The organism is Tenacibaculum sp. IB213877 (genome assembly GCF_034043975.1).
In the GTDB taxonomy this organism is placed as follows: domain Bacteria; phylum Bacteroidota; class Bacteroidia; order Flavobacteriales; family Flavobacteriaceae; genus Polaribacter.
Map to the genome: position 1 here is coordinate 117688 of NZ_JAXCHH010000006.1, position 17711 is coordinate 135398.

General features: G+C 32.0%; 16 protein-coding genes. 5 read left to right on the forward strand and 11 right to left on the reverse strand.

All coding sequences use genetic code 11. From position 1 onward, the window contains the following. Nucleotides 1-105 precede the first annotated feature (105 nt). A complete protein-coding gene (locus SLH33_RS08140; RefSeq protein WP_320418589.1) occupies nt 106-1305 on the forward strand; it encodes an aminotransferase class I/II-fold pyridoxal phosphate-dependent enzyme in 1200 nt (399 codons plus the stop codon). Here SLH33_RS08140 and SLH33_RS08145 read toward each other — a convergent pair. Further along, a complete protein-coding gene (locus tag SLH33_RS08145) occupies nt 1300-2325 on the reverse strand; it encodes a metal-dependent hydrolase (protein WP_320418590.1) in 1026 nt (341 codons plus the stop codon). The genes SLH33_RS08140 and SLH33_RS08145 overlap by 6 nt on opposite strands. Before the next feature lie 81 nt (nt 2326-2406). Here SLH33_RS08145 and SLH33_RS08150 point away from each other — a divergent pair, with 81 nt between their 5' ends. Further along, nucleotides 2407-4071 (forward strand): Na+/H+ antiporter NhaC family protein, encoded by a 1665-nt coding sequence (locus SLH33_RS08150; RefSeq protein WP_413818260.1) that lies wholly within the window; start codon nt 2407-2409, stop codon nt 4069-4071. Between the two features lie 35 nt (nt 4072-4106). Here SLH33_RS08150 and SLH33_RS08155 read toward each other — a convergent pair whose 3' ends face one another. Then, the gene (locus tag SLH33_RS08155; protein ID WP_320418591.1) at nt 4107-6074 is read right to left on the reverse strand and encodes a putative porin; all 1968 of its coding nucleotides are present in this window, start codon (nt 6072-6074) and stop codon (nt 4107-4109) included. Nucleotides 6075-6144: 70 nt separating this feature from the next. Between SLH33_RS08155 and SLH33_RS08160 the strand changes: the two genes are divergently transcribed. Together SLH33_RS08160 and SLH33_RS08165 are read left to right on the forward strand one after the other, a co-directional pair. Beyond that, the gene (locus tag SLH33_RS08160; RefSeq protein ID WP_320418592.1) at nt 6145-6744 is read left to right on the forward strand and encodes a ribonuclease HII; all 600 of its coding nucleotides are present in this window, start codon (nt 6145-6147) and stop codon (nt 6742-6744) included. Nucleotides 6745-6777: 33 nt separating this feature from the next. After that, the gene (locus SLH33_RS08165) at nt 6778-7827 is read left to right on the forward strand and encodes a nucleoid-associated protein (RefSeq protein ID WP_320418593.1); all 1050 of its coding nucleotides are present in this window, start codon (nt 6778-6780) and stop codon (nt 7825-7827) included. A gap of 110 nt (nt 7828-7937) precedes the next feature. Here the strand turns inward: SLH33_RS08165 and SLH33_RS08170 are convergent, their stop codons facing one another. The 4 genes from SLH33_RS08170 to SLH33_RS08185 all read right to left on the reverse strand — a co-directional run bounded on the left by SLH33_RS08170 (nt 7938) and on the right by SLH33_RS08185 (nt 9956). Further along, nucleotides 7938-8528: a PhnA domain-containing protein gene (locus SLH33_RS08170; protein ID WP_320418594.1), complete on the reverse strand. Its 591-nt coding sequence runs from the start codon at nt 8526-8528 to the stop codon at nt 7938-7940. A gap of 20 nt (nt 8529-8548) precedes the next feature. Beyond that, on the reverse strand, nt 8549-9076 hold the full coding sequence (gene rimM, locus SLH33_RS08175) for a ribosome maturation factor RimM (RefSeq protein ID WP_320418831.1): 528 nt from the start codon (nt 9074-9076) through the stop codon (nt 8549-8551). 15 nt (nt 9077-9091) lie between these two features. After that, nucleotides 9092-9589: a 30S ribosomal protein S16 gene (locus tag SLH33_RS08180; RefSeq protein ID WP_320418595.1), complete on the reverse strand. Its 498-nt coding sequence runs from the start codon at nt 9587-9589 to the stop codon at nt 9092-9094. Between the two features lie 175 nt (nt 9590-9764). Next, the gene (locus tag SLH33_RS08185) at nt 9765-9956 is read right to left on the reverse strand and encodes a cold shock domain-containing protein (protein WP_320418596.1); all 192 of its coding nucleotides are present in this window, start codon (nt 9954-9956) and stop codon (nt 9765-9767) included. A 274-nt stretch (nt 9957-10230) separates the two neighbouring features. Between SLH33_RS08185 and dnaE the strand changes: the two genes are divergently transcribed. Continuing rightward, on the forward strand, nt 10231-14565 hold the full coding sequence (dnaE, locus tag SLH33_RS08190; RefSeq protein ID WP_320418597.1) for a DNA polymerase III subunit alpha: 4335 nt from the start codon (nt 10231-10233) through the stop codon (nt 14563-14565). Between the two features lie 19 nt (nt 14566-14584). Here dnaE and SLH33_RS08195 read toward each other — a convergent pair whose 3' ends face one another. The 5 genes from SLH33_RS08195 to SLH33_RS08215 all read right to left on the reverse strand — a co-directional run bounded on the left by SLH33_RS08195 (nt 14585) and on the right by SLH33_RS08215 (nt 17711). Further along, on the reverse strand, nt 14585-15115 hold the full coding sequence (locus SLH33_RS08195) for an STM3941 family protein (protein ID WP_320418598.1): 531 nt from the start codon (nt 15113-15115) through the stop codon (nt 14585-14587). 27 nt (nt 15116-15142) lie between these two features. Further along, nucleotides 15143-16036 carry a gliding motility-associated ABC transporter ATP-binding subunit GldA gene (gldA, locus tag SLH33_RS08200; RefSeq protein WP_320418832.1) on the reverse strand — a complete coding sequence of 298 codons (894 nt, stop codon included), beginning with the start codon at nt 16034-16036 and terminating at the stop codon, nt 15143-15145. A gap of 87 nt (nt 16037-16123) precedes the next feature. After that, complete coding sequence (locus tag SLH33_RS08205) at nt 16124-16612, reverse strand: dihydrofolate reductase (RefSeq protein WP_320418599.1); 489 nt, start codon at nt 16610-16612, stop codon at nt 16124-16126. A gap of 30 nt (nt 16613-16642) precedes the next feature. Continuing rightward, entirely contained in the window at nt 16643-16825 is a 183-nt protein-coding gene (locus SLH33_RS08210) for a hypothetical protein (RefSeq protein ID WP_320418600.1), read from the reverse strand. Between the two features lie 61 nt (nt 16826-16886). Further along, nucleotides 16887-17711, reverse strand: coding sequence for a thymidylate synthase (locus SLH33_RS08215; protein ID WP_320418601.1), 825 nt, complete (start codon nt 17709-17711; stop codon nt 16887-16889).

Sequence of the window (17711 nt, forward strand, 5' to 3'; positions counted from 1 at the left end):
TAATCCAAAAAGACACATAAAAACAGAATATTATTCTGAATAAATCAAAAAAAATTGATTTTTATTCATTTAAAACATTAATTTGAAGAACAAAAACTAACAACCATGAAATTCAAACCTGCAAACAAAATTCAAGACTTACAGTATTTCGGTGAGTTTGGTGGAGTTAATCCATCTATTTCAGATTCTTCTACCTATACGTTCTTATCCGCAAAAACCATGTTTGATACTTTTGAAGGAAATGCTGACGGATGTTACTTATATTCTCGTCATTCTTCTCCTTCAAATTTATATTTAGGACAAGCATTGGCAGAAATGGAAGGAACAGAAACTGCTAATGTTACCGCTTCCGGTATGGGAGCCATTACCCCTGTTTTATTACAATTATGCGGAGCTGGAGATCATATTGTTTCTAGTAGAACAATTTACGGTGGCACATACGCTTTCTTAAAAAACTTTACTCCTAGATTAAATATTGAAACCTCTTTTGTTGATATTACTAAATTAGACGTTGTTGAAGCAGCCATCAATAAAAACACTAAGGTTTTATACTGTGAAAGTGTAAGCAATCCTTTATTAGAAGTTGCAGACATTAAAGGTTTAGCAGCTCTTGCTAAAAAACACAACTTAAAATTAATTGTTGACAATACTTTTTCACCATTATCAATTTCACCAGTAAAATTAGGTGCAGATGTGGTTATTCACAGTTTAACCAAATTTATTAACGGTTCATCTGACACTGTTGGAGGTGTAGTTTGTGGAGCTCAGCAATTTATTGATGATTTACGAAATGTAAATGACGGAGCATGTATGTTATTAGGTTCTACTATGGATAGTTTACGAGCAGCCTCTATTTTAAAGAATTTAAGAACATTACATATCCGCATGAAACAACACAGTAAAAATGCAATGTATTTAGCTGAATGTTTTGAAAAAGTAGGTTTAAAAACAGTATATCCTGGGTTACCTTCTCATCCATCTCATAAATTGTTTACATCGATGATGAATGAAGAGTATGGCTTTGGAGGCATGTTAACTATTGATGTAGGTTCTTTAGATAAAGCCAATGAATTAATGGAACTAATGCAACAGAAAAATTTAGGTTATTTGGCTGTAAGTTTAGGTTTTTACAAAACATTATTTTCTGCTCCTGGTTCATCCACTTCATCAGAAATTCCAGAAGATGAACAAAAAGAAATGGGCTTAAGTGATGGATTGATTCGTTTTTCTATAGGGCTTGACAATGATATAGAACGCACTTATGAAATTATGAAATCGTGTATGAAAGAAGTTGGTATTTTATAATCCTTTAATACGCTCCCAAAATTTTTGTAAATCCTTTTTATTAGGCGCTCTATCATATAATGGCAACGCTTCCCAGCGATTGCCATTTTTTTGTAACCTAAAACTAAAAATAGATGAATTTTTATCTTCAGGATTTAATAAAGGATATCTTAAATCATTGTATCGAAAAGTTCCTAAACTATCAACTTGATGCACATTAAAATAATCATTACTAAACCATCGTAAGGTTTTTATATCGTCATTTTCAATATCTAATAAATGATGATTTTTAGGCAAAGAAATAATATTCTCTAAAGGGTCAGTATCATCTAGCAATGAAAAAAAAGCAATCTTGTAATCCTCTTTTGTTTCTGCTATTCCGTACCATAAAATATTATTAAAAATAGTTGGTTGAGCAGAAAATCGACTAAAATTAACCTTTGCTTCTTTAAATGATTTTTTAAATACACTATCAACATATAATTTATTTATCAAAGTTAAAATCATATAAGCTGAACTAATGTAAATCCCTACTCTATTCCACCACGTTCTTTTATTTGATTTTCGATTATAAAACAACACTATAATTAAGCAAAATAAAAAAGGGAATGTATACAATGGATCTACTACTGCTATATTGTTAAAAGCAACTCTATAGTTTGAAAAAGGCAAAAACAATTGCGTTCCATAAGGAGTAAAACTATCTAAAACAGGATGTGTAAAAATCGATAAAAAGAAAAGCCAAATCCAATCTTTTTGAGTGGTTGTATTTTTTCTCTTTTTCCCAAGATCATACAACTTATAAACTCCCATTCCTAAAACAAAAGAAGCTATAAAAGCAAACATTACAGAATGCATAAAACCTCTATGAAAAGCTAATTGATCTAGAGAATTCGAGTAAAAGAGACTCCCTAAAATTACATCTAAATCAGGTATGGTTCCTCCAATAGCACCAAACAACAAGGCTTTGTTTCCTATTTTCTTTCCTAAAGCTACTTCCCCACAAGCAGCACCTAAAACAATTTGAGTTAATGAATCCATACATGGCAAAAGTAGCAAACGGTTTTCATTTGTGTAATTCTTTTCAAAATCGTAACATTACACCTCGAAAAACCAAGAAATATGCAAGAAAGCAACAATATCTCTGAAATTAATATTGATAATCAGAAAATCATTGATAATAAAGAACTAAATATTTGGGAAGCCCTAACTCCTGTAGTGATATTAATGGGTTTATTAGCCTATAATATTTTTTACAAAGATGGTGCTTGGTTAGGAGATTACTCTAATCAATTTATATTATTAATTGGAGGTTTAGTGGCTGCAATTGTTGGTTTTTTAAACAAGGTTTCTATTCAAAGAATGGTAAGTGAGGTTTGGGAAAACTGGAAAAGTGTTTTTATTCCTATTATGATTTTATTTTTAGTAGGTGCTCTTGCAGGAACATGGTTGGTAAGTGGTATTATACCTGCTATGGTCTACTACGGATTGCAAGTTTTGAGTCCAGCAATATTTTTACCTGCTTCAGTAATTATTGCTGCCATCATATCTATAGCAACAGGAAGTTCATGGACCACTTCTGCAACGGTAGGTATTGCTTTAGTGGGTATTGGTAGCGCCTTAGGAATTCCTTCAGGAATGATTGCCGGAGCTGTAATTTCAGGTGCCTATTTTGGCGATAAAATGTCTCCGCTTTCAGATACAACAAACTTAGCTCCGGCTATGGCAGGAACAGATCTTTTTACCCATATCAAATATATGGCCTATACCACAGTGCCTACAATTATTATTACTCTTATTGTTTTTACGGTTTTAAGCGGAACAATAGATACTACAGGAAATGCGGCTAACACCTCATTTATATTAGAAACCATAGATAAATATTTTAAAATTTCACCTTGGTTATTTGTAGTGCCTTTAGTAGTTATAGGTATGATATTATTAAAAACCAAACCTTTGGTTGCTCTTGGGTCTGGTGTTGTTCTTGCCGGAATCTTTGCTTTAGTTTTTCAACCTAAACTAATTAACTCATTAACAGAATCCAGCACAAAAACAATTATAACTTCAGTTTTCACAGACACTTCAATTCCTATTGATAATTCAGAATATATTGCTCAACTTACTGAAGAAGATATTGTTAATATAAATAAGGATAGTAAATTAAAAAACTTATTTACCGATAATGATTTGGAAGGAGTATTCTCTAAAGAGAAATTAACTTCATTTTTTTCTTCAGAAACTTATACACAAGACGTTATTAATAGTAAGGTAGAAAGTGTAGAAAAATTAATTACCATAAAACAACTTAAAAAATTATTTAGTGCCGGAGGAATGAATGGTATGCTTTGGACCATTTTTTTAATTGTTTGTGCCATGGTTTTTGGAGGTATTATGGATGCTATTGGTGCTTTAGCAAAAATAACTAATGCTTTATTATCTATTGCTACTTCAATTTTTGGTTTATTTACAAGTACTGTAGTAAGTTGTTTAGGATTAAATGCCATTGCTTCTGACCAGTATTTAGCAATTGTAATACCTGGAAAAATGTTTAAAAAAGCTTTTGAAGATAAAAATTTAGCTCCTGAAAACTTAAGTAGAACCCTAGAAGATTCAGGTACCGTAACCTCCGTATTAATTCCTTGGAATACTTGTGGCGCATATCAATCGGGTGTTTTAGGAGTTGGTGTAGGTGAATACTTTATGTATGCCGTATTTAATTATTTAAGCCCGTTTATGACCTTGTTATTTGCGGCTTTAAGAATTAAAATAAGAGAAATAACAAAATAATAAAAAAGCGTCTTTTCAGACGCTTTTTTATTGCTCTAAATAAACCAATTCCATACAACTCCAAAACGAATAGACATATCTCTATAAGGATAATTAGGAGCTGAAAAATAATTCTTCTTAGCAAAACTAGAGGTTACATTATCTAACTGAAAGTAAATTCTGGTTCTGCGCACTCTTGCATTAAAAAATACATCCAAGGTCGGATATCCAATTTCTGAATCATTTTGTAAAGTAAATTCTGCTAACAACGGATTGTATGCATTCATTTTATATTTTGTAAAATAATTGAATGTTGCTCCTATTTGTACTAACAGTGGCTTTCCTCTAAACCACTCTCCTGTATAATACAAAGTATTTCTTGTTACAAATTCAGGAACTCTAAACACACTACTTCCGCTTGATACATTTTGATACATCAATGTATTGTCTAAAGCAAAATTATTAAAGAATTTGAATTCTTTATTTGCCTTAACTTTTACATAAGTTACAGCTTCATCTGATTGTTGAGGCTTATTATTCTCATTAAAATATGTATAATCTTCAATATTGGTAAAATCTACAGAGGCATTTCCCCATTTAGAGAGAAAAGAAAAACCAAGATTTCTAGTTCCAACATTATTAAAATCATTACTCCAATTATATTCATTATACCTACTTTGAAAAAGTTGATAATTAAAATTGGGGGCTTTTGATGATATATGTAAACTTCCTTTTAATGTAAATACACTATCTTTTTTGTAAAATGCTTCCCCGTTTAAATAATTCCCTGCTAAATGACCACTTCCTGGAGTTAATACAGCATCTGCATTTACTTGAAAATTACCTATGTTTCCTCTCCACTCTCCTCCTACTGAAACCGCTTTTCCTTTTAACTTTACTTTGTCAATACCCGAAAAAGGATTCACTAAACTATCATAACCATACATTACTGAAGTGTAATTAACTTTAGCTTTGAATCTCCCTAAAATGTATTTTGAATTGAATTCTAAATAAGCTTGATTATTTGTTAAACTATAATTTGAAGTTTCATTAACATTACCCGTTACACCATAAGTATCTCCAAAAAATGAAGTAGTTGTTGTGGTTTGTTTGAAATTGTAATTTTTCTTTTCATACAAAAGAACATGTCCTAATTTTAAATTACTAAAATCTTTTTGATGGGTTGAATCTTTACTTGAAAAAAGTTTGTAATTATGATCCACGTAAAAGCGAGATCCTTCAAAAACATTTTCGGCATCATTTAAGTTAACATCAAGTCTTCCTCTATCAGTAAAGTTAGGATTATTATTTATAAAATTTTGTAAAGCTACGTCTGTTAATCCTCCACTTTCTTGATTGGTAAAATCTTGTGTAGCTATATGTGCTCTAATTGCATATTGGTCTTTTGGTGTACTGTAAGTAAACGTTGTTCTAAAATTCCCCGTACTTGCCAACGAACGACGATATTGTCCTAAAGATCGTAACCCCTTATAAGCAATGCTAAAATTCAATCTTTTGTTAAAATTCAAAGTGAATAACGCATCTAACACTTGTCCTTGTTCCTGCCCAGTTCTGTACATAATTTCTGTTGTAGGTGTAGGAACATGGTAATAATTAATGTCTTCAATATTTAAATAATTGAATTGTTTGGCTTTAAAACCAATATCTGGAAATTGAGATAAGCTATTAAAATCGTACGCTAAATTATTGAATGTTTGTCCTTGGTTATGAAAAGGTAACAATTCAAAATTATCCTTTCTTCTAAAGTTAAATTTATATTCTTTTTGAATAGTTAAGGTAGTGTCAATATACGTTGTGTCATTTTTATGACTGATAATTTTATAATCAGTATACTTTGTTTTACCGCTCAACTTCACACTAATTTCATCATTGGATAAGGAATCTAAAGATTGATTTTGATTTGTTCTTCCAAAACTACCTAAACCTTTATCTAATTGTCTAATTTGCGATAAAACAAGTGTTGGAGTTACTGCAATTATTAACAGGACAAAAAATTTCTTCATAAAAACAAAAATAGAACATTAAAACGAAAATTAATGTGAATAATAACTTTGAAAACTGTTAATTTGTTGCATGCTTACACTAAACTATAGCGGATTTACTTTAGAAGCAGGTACTGATGAAGCCGGCAGAGGATGTTTATCAGGACCAGTAGTAGCGGCAGCAGTTATTTTACCTGCAAATTTTGAACATCCTTTGTTAAATGATTCAAAACAACTCTCAGAAATAAAACGACAAGAACTTCGTCCGTTTATTGAAAAAAACGCGTTGGCATATTCCGTTTCTTTTATTCATAATGAGGAAGTGGATGAACTTAACGTTTTGCAAGCTTCAATTACTGGAATGCATCGATCTATCCAACAATTAAAAATTATTCCGGAGTTTATTATTGTAGATGGAAATAAATTCAATCCCTATCCAAATATTGAACATAAAACCATTGTAAAAGGTGATGCTAAATTCATGAGTATTGCTGCGGCTTCAGTGTTAGCAAAAACCTATCGTGATGAGTTTATGGAAAAAATTCATCAAGAACATCCTGAATATAACTGGAAACAAAATAAAGGTTACCCTACCCAACAACACAGAAATGCTATAAGAGAGTTTGGTGCTACTAAGTATCATCGAAAATCTTTTAAATTATTACCCGAGCAATTAAAATTGGAATTTTAGTTTTTCTATTTTTGCCATCTAAATTTGGTTATCATGATAAAAAGAACTCGTGCCGAAATAACGAAGTGTATCATTCATAAAGTGGCTAACAAGTACAATAGCGGAAGTAATTCCTTATCAGAGAATTTAGTTCGTTTTGATGAGGAAAGTTATGAGTTATTGCTACCTTTTTTACTAAAACCCTTTGGTACGGTTACTCAAAGTTATCGTTTTAGTCATCATGCCGATGTTAGATTAAATGAAATTAACAAGTATACTTCAGATATTTTTGAAGATGAAAATACGTTTATTGATCATTCTAAAAACATCGTCAATCATTTATACGAACAATCAAATTCTGCACAAATCAAAACAGGTGATGTGTTAGTAGTATTGTTTGAAGGAATTGAATATAAAGATGTACTAACTGAAGCTGTTGGTATTTTTAAAATTGAAAGTAAAGTAGACTTTTTTCAAACTTATTTAGATGAGGATAGTTTTGACGTGGTGGTTCAAAAAGGAATTTCAACTAATAAACTGGATAAAGGTTGTTTGATTTTAAATTCTTCTGATACAGAAGGTACCGTTGTATTATCGGTAGATAACAACAATTATGATGCTCAATATTGGATTAAGAATTTTTTAAGTGTAAAATTTGCTGATGATCGAAATTTACACACACAAAATTATTTAGAAATGTGTAAAGAATTCTCTGAAGAAGTGATTAAACCTGAATACGGAAAACACGAACAAAGTAACTTTTTAGCTAACACAGTTGATTATTTTAAAGAGCATGAAAATGTAGATTATCATACTTTTAAAGATGAAATTTTTGAAGAAGACAAACATCGTGACTTGTTTGATGACTATAAAAAACACTTTGAAAAACTGAACGATGTATTAATTAGAAACAATTTTGAAGTTTCTGACATTGTATTAAAAAAGGAAAAAAGCAAGTTTAAAACGGAAATAAAACTCGACACTAACATTCAAATAAAAATTGATGTGGATGCGCCGGATGCCGCTTCAGAATATATGGAAAGAGGGTATGATGAAGAGAAAAAAATGAAATACTACAAAGTGTATTATAACGCTGAGAAATAAGTAGCAAAGTAGCAAAGTAGCAAAGTAGCAAAGTAGCAAAGTAGCAAAGTAGCAAAGTAGCAAAAGTTAAATCTTATTCTTTGAACCTTTGCTACTTTGAGACTAAAAAACTACTCTTTCTCAGACATTTTCTTAACGTAGTCGCTAATAATTACAATGGTTTGTCCATCTACTTTACCTTCTATATATTTTGCGTTTTCAGGGTCTAATGAAATTCTTCTAACAGCGGTACCTTGTTTTGCCACCATGCTAGATCCTTTTACTTTTAAATCTTTAATCAATACTACATTATCACCCGCTTGTAAAATAGCTCCGTTACTATCTCTGTGAATTACTTTTTCACTTTCATCTAAATGTTCACCGGTAGCTTCAGCAAAACGCAATTCTTCATCTTCTAAATACATCATGTCTAACAGATCTTGAGGCCAACCTTCTTTTTTTAGCCTGTTTAGCATTCTCCAAGCCACTACTTTCACTGCTCTAAACTCGCTCCACATACTATCATTTAAACATCGCCAATGATTAGCATCTGTATTTTCCGGATTTTCAATTTGATCAATACATGTTTCACAAGCCAACAAACTTCCATCTACACCACCTGTTGAAATAGGGGGTACTTCATATATTTTTAAATTATCTTTTGAAGCACATAACTCACATTGATTACTGCTTCTATCTTGTAACTCTTGTAATAAACTCATTTTGTAATTTTATGATTGTATTATTCTAAATACAACGCTATTAATCCTTCCGGAGTTTCTACCTCAACCACTTTATTTTCTCTATCTATTTTTTTGATAAAATCATCAATCATAGGAATAAAGACTTCTCGTCCATCCCTATCAATTTCAAACAAGGGTTGCGCAGCAGAATCGTTAATGTTGGTAATTTTTCCCACTTCACCATAACTGGCATCTACAACTGTAAAACCAATTACTTCATGGTAATAAAATTTATTTCCGGTTAGTTTTGGAAGTAAATCGAGTGGTAAGTATATACCCGATTTCATTATTGCCTCAGCATCTTCTTCCGTGTCAACATCTTCAAATTTAACACGAAGCATAGTACCTCTACTTAAAGAAGATTTTTCAATAAAAAATGGAACCAGATTATTGCCTAATTCGACAAATACTGATTCCATATTTCTATACAATTCGGGTTCATCGGTATCTAATTTTATGATAACCTCACCCTTAAAGCTATGCTTTTTTACGATTTTGCCAAGATAAAAACAATCTTTAAGTTGCATCATCGTATAACGAATTTATTCTTCGCTATCTCCAGCAGTTTCAGCTACATCTTCTGTATCAGCTACAGGAGCTTTTGCTGCAATACGTGCTTCATTAGCTGCTTTTTCAGCTTCTAATGCTTTTGCCTTAGCTTCTGCTTCAGCTTTTGCTAAACCATCTGCTTTACCAGCAACTTTAGCTGCTTTTTCTTCTAACCAAGCATTAAATTTAGCTTCTGCTTGCTCTTCAGTTAAAGCTCCTTTTCTTACTCCACCAGCTAAATGATTCTTTAATAAAGCTCCTTTGTAAGATAAGATTGCTCTTGCAGTATCAGTTGGTTGAGCACCATTTTGTAACCACTTTACAGCAACATCAACATCTAAATCAATAGTTGCAGGGTTCGTGTTTGGATTATACGTTCCAATTTTTTCTAAGAAACGACCGTCTCTTTTAGCAGTTGAATTTGCTGCTACTACCCAGTAAAATGGCTTTCCTTTTTTACCGTGTCTTTGTAATCTAATTTTTACAGACATAATTTATTAATTTTTTAAGGTACGCGACCTTGATTATTAAAAATCTTACCATCTCGTAGTAAGTGGGCGCAAATGTATAAAATCTTTTTGATAAAAAGATACAAAAATTCACCTTATTTAAACAAAAAAGCATCTGATAAACAGATGCTTAAAAAAATTAAATCTTTGATATATATTAAATTACTTTAACGTTAACAGCGTTTAATCCTTTTTTCCCTTCCTTTAGCTCAAATTCTACTTCGTCACCTTCATTTACATCATCAACTAATCCAGAAATGTGTACAAAATGATCTGTGTTCGTACCTTTCTCAGTAATAAATCCAAATCCTTTAGATTCATTAAAGAACTTTACCGTTCCTTGTTTCATTATAAAAAATATTAAATTAAAAAAAACAAAGGTACACTTAAAATTTGTTATCTGCTCATTTTGAGAAAAATAATTTTTATTTTTTTGGTTTCCACTAAATTCTTAATTGTTGATTTAAAAAAATCAAATACTGTCGCTTATTATAAAATAGTTTTTCATTATTTCCATATTACTTTTTAATAGATAGTTAATAACTTCCTAAAAAAATACCAACTAAAAAGCGTAATTTTACATTCTATTTTTCAGCATAAATCTCAACAACTTTACACGTTACATGTATTTAATTTTTGACACCGAAACTACAGGTTTACCTAAGAGTTGGAATGCTCCAATTACTGATACTGACAACTGGCCAAGAGCCATTCAAATTGCATGGCAACTCCATGATGAAATGGGTAATTTGGTGGAGCATAATGATTTTTTGATTCAACCAGATGGATTTAACATTCCTTTTGATGCAGAAAGAATTCATGGTATTTCAACAGAACTTGCCCAAGAACAAGGAATTACTTTAATCGAAGGGTTAGAACTTTTCAAAGAAGCCTTAAGTAAAACCAAATTTATTGTAGGGCAAAATGTTGGCTTTGATGTAAACATTATGGGATGTGAATTCCATCGTTTAGGTGTTGAAAACAATTTAACTGAATTACCTGTTTTAGATACATGTACTGAAGAAACTGCTGAATTATGTCAAATTCCTGGAGGGCGTGGAGGAAAATTCAAACTACCTACCCTAACCGAATTACATAGTCATTTATTTGGAAGTGAATTTAACGAGGCACACAATGCTACTGCCGATGTTGAAGCAACTACACGTTGTTTTTTAGAACTTGTTCGTTTAAAACATTATACCAAAGAACAGCTAGATGTAACGGAAGATTATTTTCAAAAATACTCGGAAGAAAATCCGATGCCAATTCAGCTTATTGGATTAAAACACCTAAACTTAAAAGCTGAAAGTGACAAAATTCGTACTCGCATAGCTAAACAAACAAAAGATGCTGATACAATTTCTACTTCAGAGGGTTTAGCTGTTTTAAAAGATGTACAATTTGCTCACTTGCATAATCATTCACAATTTTCGGTCTTACAATCTACCATTCAAATAAACGCATTAGTAAATGCTGCTGCAAAAGACAATATGAGTGCTGTAGCTTTGACTGACACTGGTAATATGATGGCCGCTTTTCATTTTACCTCTGCGGTTAATAACTATAATAAATCCGTAGAAAAACCTTTAAAACCCGTAGTAGGATGTGAGTTTTTTGTTTGTGATGACCATACTGACAAAACAAGAAAAGATAACGGATACCAAATTGTATTGCTTGCAAAGAATAAAAATGGTTATCACAATTTGGCAAAAATGTCATCTATTGCTTTCGTAGATGGATTTTATTATGTTCCACGTATTGACAAGGAAGTCATCAAAAAGTACAAAGAAGATATTATTGTACTAACTGGAAATTTATATGGTGAGGTTCCTAGTAAAATTTTAAATGTTGGGGAAGCACAAGCTGAAGAAGCCTTATTGTGGTGGAAAGAAGAATTTGGTGATGATTTATATATTGAATTAATGCGCCACGGGCAACAGGATGAAGATGTGGTTAACAAAACCTTAGTTGAGTTTTCAGAAAAACACAACGTAAAACTTGTTGCGACTAATAATACTTTTTATTTAGAGAAAGAAGATGCTAATGCCCACGATATTTTACTCTGTGTAAAAGATGGAGAAAAACAAGCAACCCCAATTGGCCGAGGTCGTGGTTACAGATATGGATTACCTAATAACGAATATTACTTCAAGTCATCTGAAGAGATGAAAAAACTATTTGCTGATACTCCTGATGCTATCAGTAATATTCAAGAAATAGTTGACAAAATAGAGGCGTTCACCTTAGCTCGCGATGTATTATTACCTGCTTTCGATATTCCTGAAGAGTTTCAAGATGAAGCTGATAAAGAAGACGGAGGAAAACGAGGAGAAAACAATTATTTAAAACACCTAACCTACGAAGGTGCAAAAAAAAGATATGGTGAAATAACCGAAAGCATTAAAGAACGATTAGATTTTGAGCTGGATGTAATTGCTAAAACTGGATATCCTGGATACTTTTTGATTGTTGAAGATTTTATCCGAGAAGCCCGAAATATGGATGTTTCAGTAGGTCCCGGTCGTGGATCTGCTGCAGGAAGTGTAGTTGCATATTGTTTATGGATCACCAATATTGATCCTATTAAGTACGACTTACTTTTTGAGCGTTTTTTAAATCCTGAACGTGTATCCATGCCCGATATTGATATCGATTTTGATGATGAAGGTCGCGGTAGAGTGATGGACTACGTAATCAACAAATATGGTGCAAATCAGGTGGCTCAAATTATCACCTATGGTACAATGGCAGCTAAATCTTCTATTAGAGACACTGCTCGTGTACTTGATTTACCCTTATTTGAAGCTGATAGAATTGCCAAATTAATTCCCGGAATTAAACTTGGAAATATTTTTGGTGAAGATGATAAAAGTAAAGGAAAAGTTGCAGGACTACGTTCCGAAGAAAGAGAAATGGTTGAAGAACTTCGCTCCATTGCTCAAGGCACTGGTCTAGAAGCCGAAACCATTAACCAAGCTTCCGTCTTAGAAGGTTCTGTTCGCAACACTGGTATTCATGCTTGTGGGGTTATTATTACTCCTGATGATATTACCAACTTTGTTCCGGTTTCTGTAGCAAAAGACTCTGACATGTACGTTACCCAGTTTGATAACTCGGTAGTAGAAAGTGCAGGATTATTAAAAATGGATTTCCTTGGTTTAAAAACTTTAACATTAATTAAAGACACGGTTAAAATTGTTAAAGCGCGTCATGGTGTTGAGTTAGACCCTGAGAATTTTCCTTTGGATGATGTTCCAACATATGAATTATTCCAAAGAGGAGAAACTGTTGGTATTTTCCAGTACGAATCTCCTGGAATGCAAAAACACATGAGATCTTTAAAACCTACTGTTTTTGAAGATTTAATTGCCATGAACGCCCTTTATAGACCAGGGCCTATGGAATATATTCCTTCGTTTATTAACAGAAAGCATGGTGTAGAAGAAATTGAATATGATCTTCCTGCTATGGAAGAATATTTAGCAGAAACCTACGGAATTACGGTTTACCAGGAGCAAGTTATGTTACTTTCTCAAAAATTAGCAGATTTCACAAAAGGTGAAGCCGATGTATTACGTAAAGCCATGGGTAAAAAGCAAGCTGCTGTTCTTGCTAAAATGAAACCAAAGTTTGTAGAACAAGCAAAAGCAAACGGTCATGATGAAAAAAAGCTAGAAAAAATATGGAAGGATTGGGAAGCTTTTGCATCGTACGCATTTAACAAATCGCATTCTACTTGTTATGCGTGGATAGCCTACCAAACTGCTTATTTAAAAGCTCATTACCCTGCCGAATATATGGCCGCTGTACTTTCTAACAACATGAACGATATAAAGTCGGTGTCTTTTTTCATGGAAGAATGCAAACGTATGGGATTAGAAGTATTAGGTCCAGACATCAATGAATCCTACTCTAAATTCTCTGTTAACAAAGATGGAGCTGTTCGTTTTGGAATGGCTGCTATTAAAGGAGTTGGTGGTGCAGCTGTTAAAGCAATTATTGACGAACGAAAAGAAAACGGCCCTTACAAATCTATTTTTGATGTTGCTAAACGTGTAGATTTACGTGTAGCCAACAAAAAAGCTTTTGAAGGTTTGGTGTTAGCCGGCGGATTTGATTCATTTTCAGATACTCATAGAGCTCAATATTATGTAACTGACGAGAAAGGACAAACCTTTTTAGAAAAAGCCTTAAGATTCGGTAATAAGTTTCAAGAAAATCAGAATTCTTCTCAAGTTTCTCTTTTTGGAGAAGCTTCTGAAGTTGATTTACCAGAACCTCCAATTCCAGATTGCGAACATTGGGGAACCATGGAACTTCTTGCCAAAGAAAAAGAAATGGTAGGAATGTATATTTCTGCGCATCCGTTAGATGATTTTAAGAACGAATTAAAGTTTTGTAATGCTACTTTAAGTCACTTTAAAGATTTGGCTAAATATGAAGGAATGGGACTTTCTTTTGGCGGCACTATTTCCGACGTTCAACATAGAGTTTCTAAAGCAGGAAAAGGATGGGCTGCTTTTACCATGGAAGATTACAATGATAATTTTGAATTCAGGATTTTTGGAGAAGATTACTTAAAATTCAAACACTTTTTGGTTCCTAACTCGTTTTTGTATGTAAAAACTACTATTAAACCCGGTTGGACGAATAAAGATGGTGTTAAAGGCGAACCTAGAGTTCAGTTTACAGAATTTTTACTTTTACATGATATCATGGAGAAGATGTGTAAAAAAATTACGGTTAAGCTACCATTAGAAGACGTAAAGGAAAACACAATAAAAGAACTTCAACACATTTTTGCTACCAATGGCGGATCACATACTTTAAAATTTGTGATTTACGATGTGGAAGAAAAAATTGAGCTAGAAGTACCAAGCAGAACAACAAAAGTTAATATAACCAATGGCTTTTTAAAAGCTTTAGACGATCAGTTTATAAATTATAAATTGAATTAAGCTTCATCTAACTTTCAAGTTATAAAAACTGTTTGTTCTTTGGCAGCATTTTAATCATTTCTGCTTTGGTTGTTTTATTGGCTTTAGACATTTCAAGAATAAATTGAGTTAGTTTAACTTCATCTATTTTTTGAATTTGCCCTAAATGAATATTCAGTTCTTGAGCTCCAATAGCTTCATTAAGCTTTACTGCGTTTTTATATAATGAACTTTTATTATTTGAAGGCTTGTATTTTTCATCGATAACTAAACACACAAATTTTTGTCCGTTTATATCTAGCGGATAAGCATCTTGAATTAGTTCCCAGTTTATAAAATCGGTATTTGTACTTCTATCATAAATACCAATTTCATTTATAATTATGATTGGTTTTTTATCAAATAAATTGAAAATTCCAAAAGGATAAGCCAAACCAAATAAAGCAATACTCAACCAACCTAAAATTGGTTTTTCAGGAATCATCCATATTCCAATCAATACAAATGGCGTACAAAGCAACATCATTTGTATTGCCTTTTTCTTTGATTTATAAAGTTTAATTTCTTTCATTATTGAGGATTTAAGAAGAAAATAAAATTATTGTGTCAACTCTCTAAACAAGCTCTCTAAATTCTTGTTTTCAGAATTAAGCTCAAGGATTTTTAATCCATGTTCTTGAGCAAAATCAAACAATTTTGGGCGCATATCTTCTTTTGAAACAAAAGTTATGGTCCAAGAATTATCATAATTGTTCTTAATAGAATCAACATTTGGTAATCGTTGTAAAAACTGTTCTTCAATTTTATAATCAAAGCCAACTGTAATTACCTGTTTATTGCTTTCTTTTAACTCTTTTAATTGTTTATCAACAACTATTTCTCCTTTATTAATAATGATAACTCTATCACATACCGCTTCAACTTCCTGCATGATGTGAGTAGAAAACAATACAGTTTTGTCTTTTCCTAATTCTTTTATCAACTGGCGGATTTCAACCAATTGATTAGGGTCTAACCCTGTAGTAGGCTCATCTAAAATCAGCACATCCGGATTGTGTAAAATGGCTCCAGCTAACCCAACACGTTGACGGTATCCTTTAGAAAGTTGTCCTATTTTTTTATGAGCTTCTTTCTCCAAGCCAACCTTTTCAATAGCCTCATCTATTTTTGATAAATCTATCTTATGAATAGCTGCGCTAAACTGCAAATATTCCTTCACATACATATCTAAATACAACGGATTGTGCTCTGGCAAGTACCCAATATTTTTTTGAGCTTCAATAGGATTTACCACTACATCTACATCATTAACTAAAACAGATCCTTCCGTAGGTTTGATAAAGCCTGTTAAGATTTTCATAGTTGTAGATTTTCCTGCTCCATTTGGGCCTAAAAAGCCAACTACTTCACCTTTTTTAGCTGAAAATGATATTTGATTAACAGCTTTTTGTTCTCCGTAGTTTTTTGATATTTGGGTAAGTTGTATAGACATTTTCTTTGTCATTCCTGCGAAGGCAGGAATCTTTAAAGTATTCGTTATATGATTCATGAGATTCCTACTTTCATAGGAATAGCAATTTTATTGTATTCTTTCGTAAGTAACGAAACTATAGTCAAATTTATTTTTTTCGTCGGCTTTAAAATCTTCTCTTGAAACTTCTTTCCAATTATTTTCATCAATTTCTGGAAAAAAAACATCTGCATTAAAAGAAGAATGTACAATGGTAATATCTAACCTATCTGCTATATTGTTTTTAATAGCTTGTTTATATATTTGCGCACCTCCTATAATAAAAATAGTATCATTATCAGCCAGTTCTATTGCTTGTTTAATAGAGTTTGCAATCAAACAACCATCTACAAAATAATCATCACGAGATGTTATAATAATATTAGTTCTATTTGGCAAAGGTTTTCCTATACTTTCAAAAGTATTTCGTCCCATTAAAATAGGAAAACCCGATGTAATTTTTTTAAACCTTTTAAGATCTGCAGGTAAGTGCCAAATTAAGTCATTATCTTTTCCTAATTCGTAGTTTTTACCTATTGCAGCAATAATTGTAATCATATTTTATTGTAAAGGAACAATTTTAAGCATTTACATGCTTTTTACCCACTCTTTAATGTAACCTGTAAGGTCTCTTTTAGAAGTTATTTGATTTATTGCTTGATTTTCTAAATTGTCTATCAATGTTTTAATAGCATTTAATACATTTTCATCATTAATTTCAGCTATTCTCTCATAAATAGTATCTTTAATAATATCTGTTTGTGTAGTCATTTTTATAGCTTTTATTTTAGTTTACTAATTTACTAAACAAACTGCAAAAAATAAAGTTAAATTATATTGCAACCACACCTTTAATGTGTGGGTGCGGATCATAATCTACTAATTCAAAATCTTCAAAAGTAAAATCTTCAATATTTTTTATCTTCGGATTTATTTTCATTGTTGGCAACGGTTTTGGCTCTCTTGATAGCTGTAACTCTAATTGCTCTAAGTGATTGTTATAAATGTGTGCATCTCCAAAGGTATGTATGAATTCTCCCGGTTCATAACCACATACCTGAGCAATCATCATAGTAAACAATGCATAACTAGCAATATTAAAAGGGACTCCTAAAAAAATATCTGCACTTCGTTGATACAATTGACAAGATAATTTACCATCTGCTACATAAAACTGAAAAAAAGCATGACATGGTGGTAATGCCGCTTTGTTATTGGCTACATTTTCTGCAAATGATTTTGAAGTATCTGGCAAAACACTTGGGTTCCATGCAGAAATTAACATACGTCTGCTATCGGGATTCTTTTTTAATGTTTCTATTACTTCTTGCAGCTGATCAATTTCATCACTATTCCAATTTCTCCATTGATGTCCATAAACTGGACCTAAATCACCATTTTCATCTGCCCATTCATTCCAAATTCTTACGCCGTTTTCTTGTAAATAGTTAACATTAGTGTCTCCTTTTATAAACCATAATAATTCATAAATAATGGATTTTAAATGTAATTTTTTGGTGGTTACCATAGGGAACCCTTCGCTTAAATCAAATCGCATTTGATACCCAAAAACACTTTTAGTACCTGTACCTGTTCTATCACTTTTTTCATTTCCGTTTTCTAAAACGTGTTTTACTAAATCTAAATACTGCTTCAT

Bases quoted from the DNA above. Each gene is read 5' to 3' on its own strand.
- SLH33_RS08170 (WP_320418594.1), bottom strand. From the start codon at position 8,528: ATGAGTTTATTACAAGAGTTACAAGATAGAAGCAGTAATCAATGTGAG.
- SLH33_RS08180 (WP_320418595.1), bottom strand. From the start codon at position 9,589: ATGTCTGTAAAAATTAGATTACAAAGACACGGTAAAAAAGGAAAGCCA.
- SLH33_RS08215 (WP_320418601.1), bottom strand. From the start codon at position 17,711: ATGAAGCAGTATTTAGATTTAGTAAAACACGTTTTAGAAAACGGAAAT.
- SLH33_RS08160 (WP_320418592.1), top strand. From the start codon at position 6,145: ATGCTTACACTAAACTATAGCGGATTTACTTTAGAAGCAGGTACTGAT.
- SLH33_RS08195 (WP_320418598.1), bottom strand. From the start codon at position 15,115: ATGAAAGAAATTAAACTTTATAAATCAAAGAAAAAGGCAATACAAATG.
- SLH33_RS08210 (WP_320418600.1), bottom strand. From the start codon at position 16,825: ATGACTACACAAACAGATATTATTAAAGATACTATTTATGAGAGAATA.
- SLH33_RS08205 (WP_320418599.1), bottom strand. From the start codon at position 16,612: ATGATTACAATTATTGCTGCAATAGGTAAAAACTACGAATTAGGAAAA.
- gldA (WP_320418832.1), bottom strand. From the start codon at position 16,036: ATGTCTATACAACTTACCCAAATATCAAAAAACTACGGAGAACAAAAA.
- rimM (WP_320418831.1), bottom strand. From the start codon at position 9,076: ATGCAACTTAAAGATTGTTTTTATCTTGGCAAAATCGTAAAAAAGCAT.
- SLH33_RS08145 (WP_320418590.1), bottom strand. From the start codon at position 2,325: ATGGATTCATTAACTCAAATTGTTTTAGGTGCTGCTTGTGGGGAAGTA.
- SLH33_RS08150 (WP_413818260.1), top strand. From the start codon at position 2,407: ATGCAAGAAAGCAACAATATCTCTGAAATTAATATTGATAATCAGAAA.
- dnaE (WP_320418597.1), top strand. From the start codon at position 10,231: ATGTATTTAATTTTTGACACCGAAACTACAGGTTTACCTAAGAGTTGG.
- SLH33_RS08185 (WP_320418596.1), bottom strand. From the start codon at position 9,956: ATGAAACAAGGAACGGTAAAGTTCTTTAATGAATCTAAAGGATTTGGA.
- SLH33_RS08140 (WP_320418589.1), top strand. From the start codon at position 106: ATGAAATTCAAACCTGCAAACAAAATTCAAGACTTACAGTATTTCGGT.
- SLH33_RS08165 (WP_320418593.1), top strand. From the start codon at position 6,778: ATGATAAAAAGAACTCGTGCCGAAATAACGAAGTGTATCATTCATAAA.
- SLH33_RS08155 (WP_320418591.1), bottom strand. From the start codon at position 6,074: ATGAAGAAATTTTTTGTCCTGTTAATAATTGCAGTAACTCCAACACTT.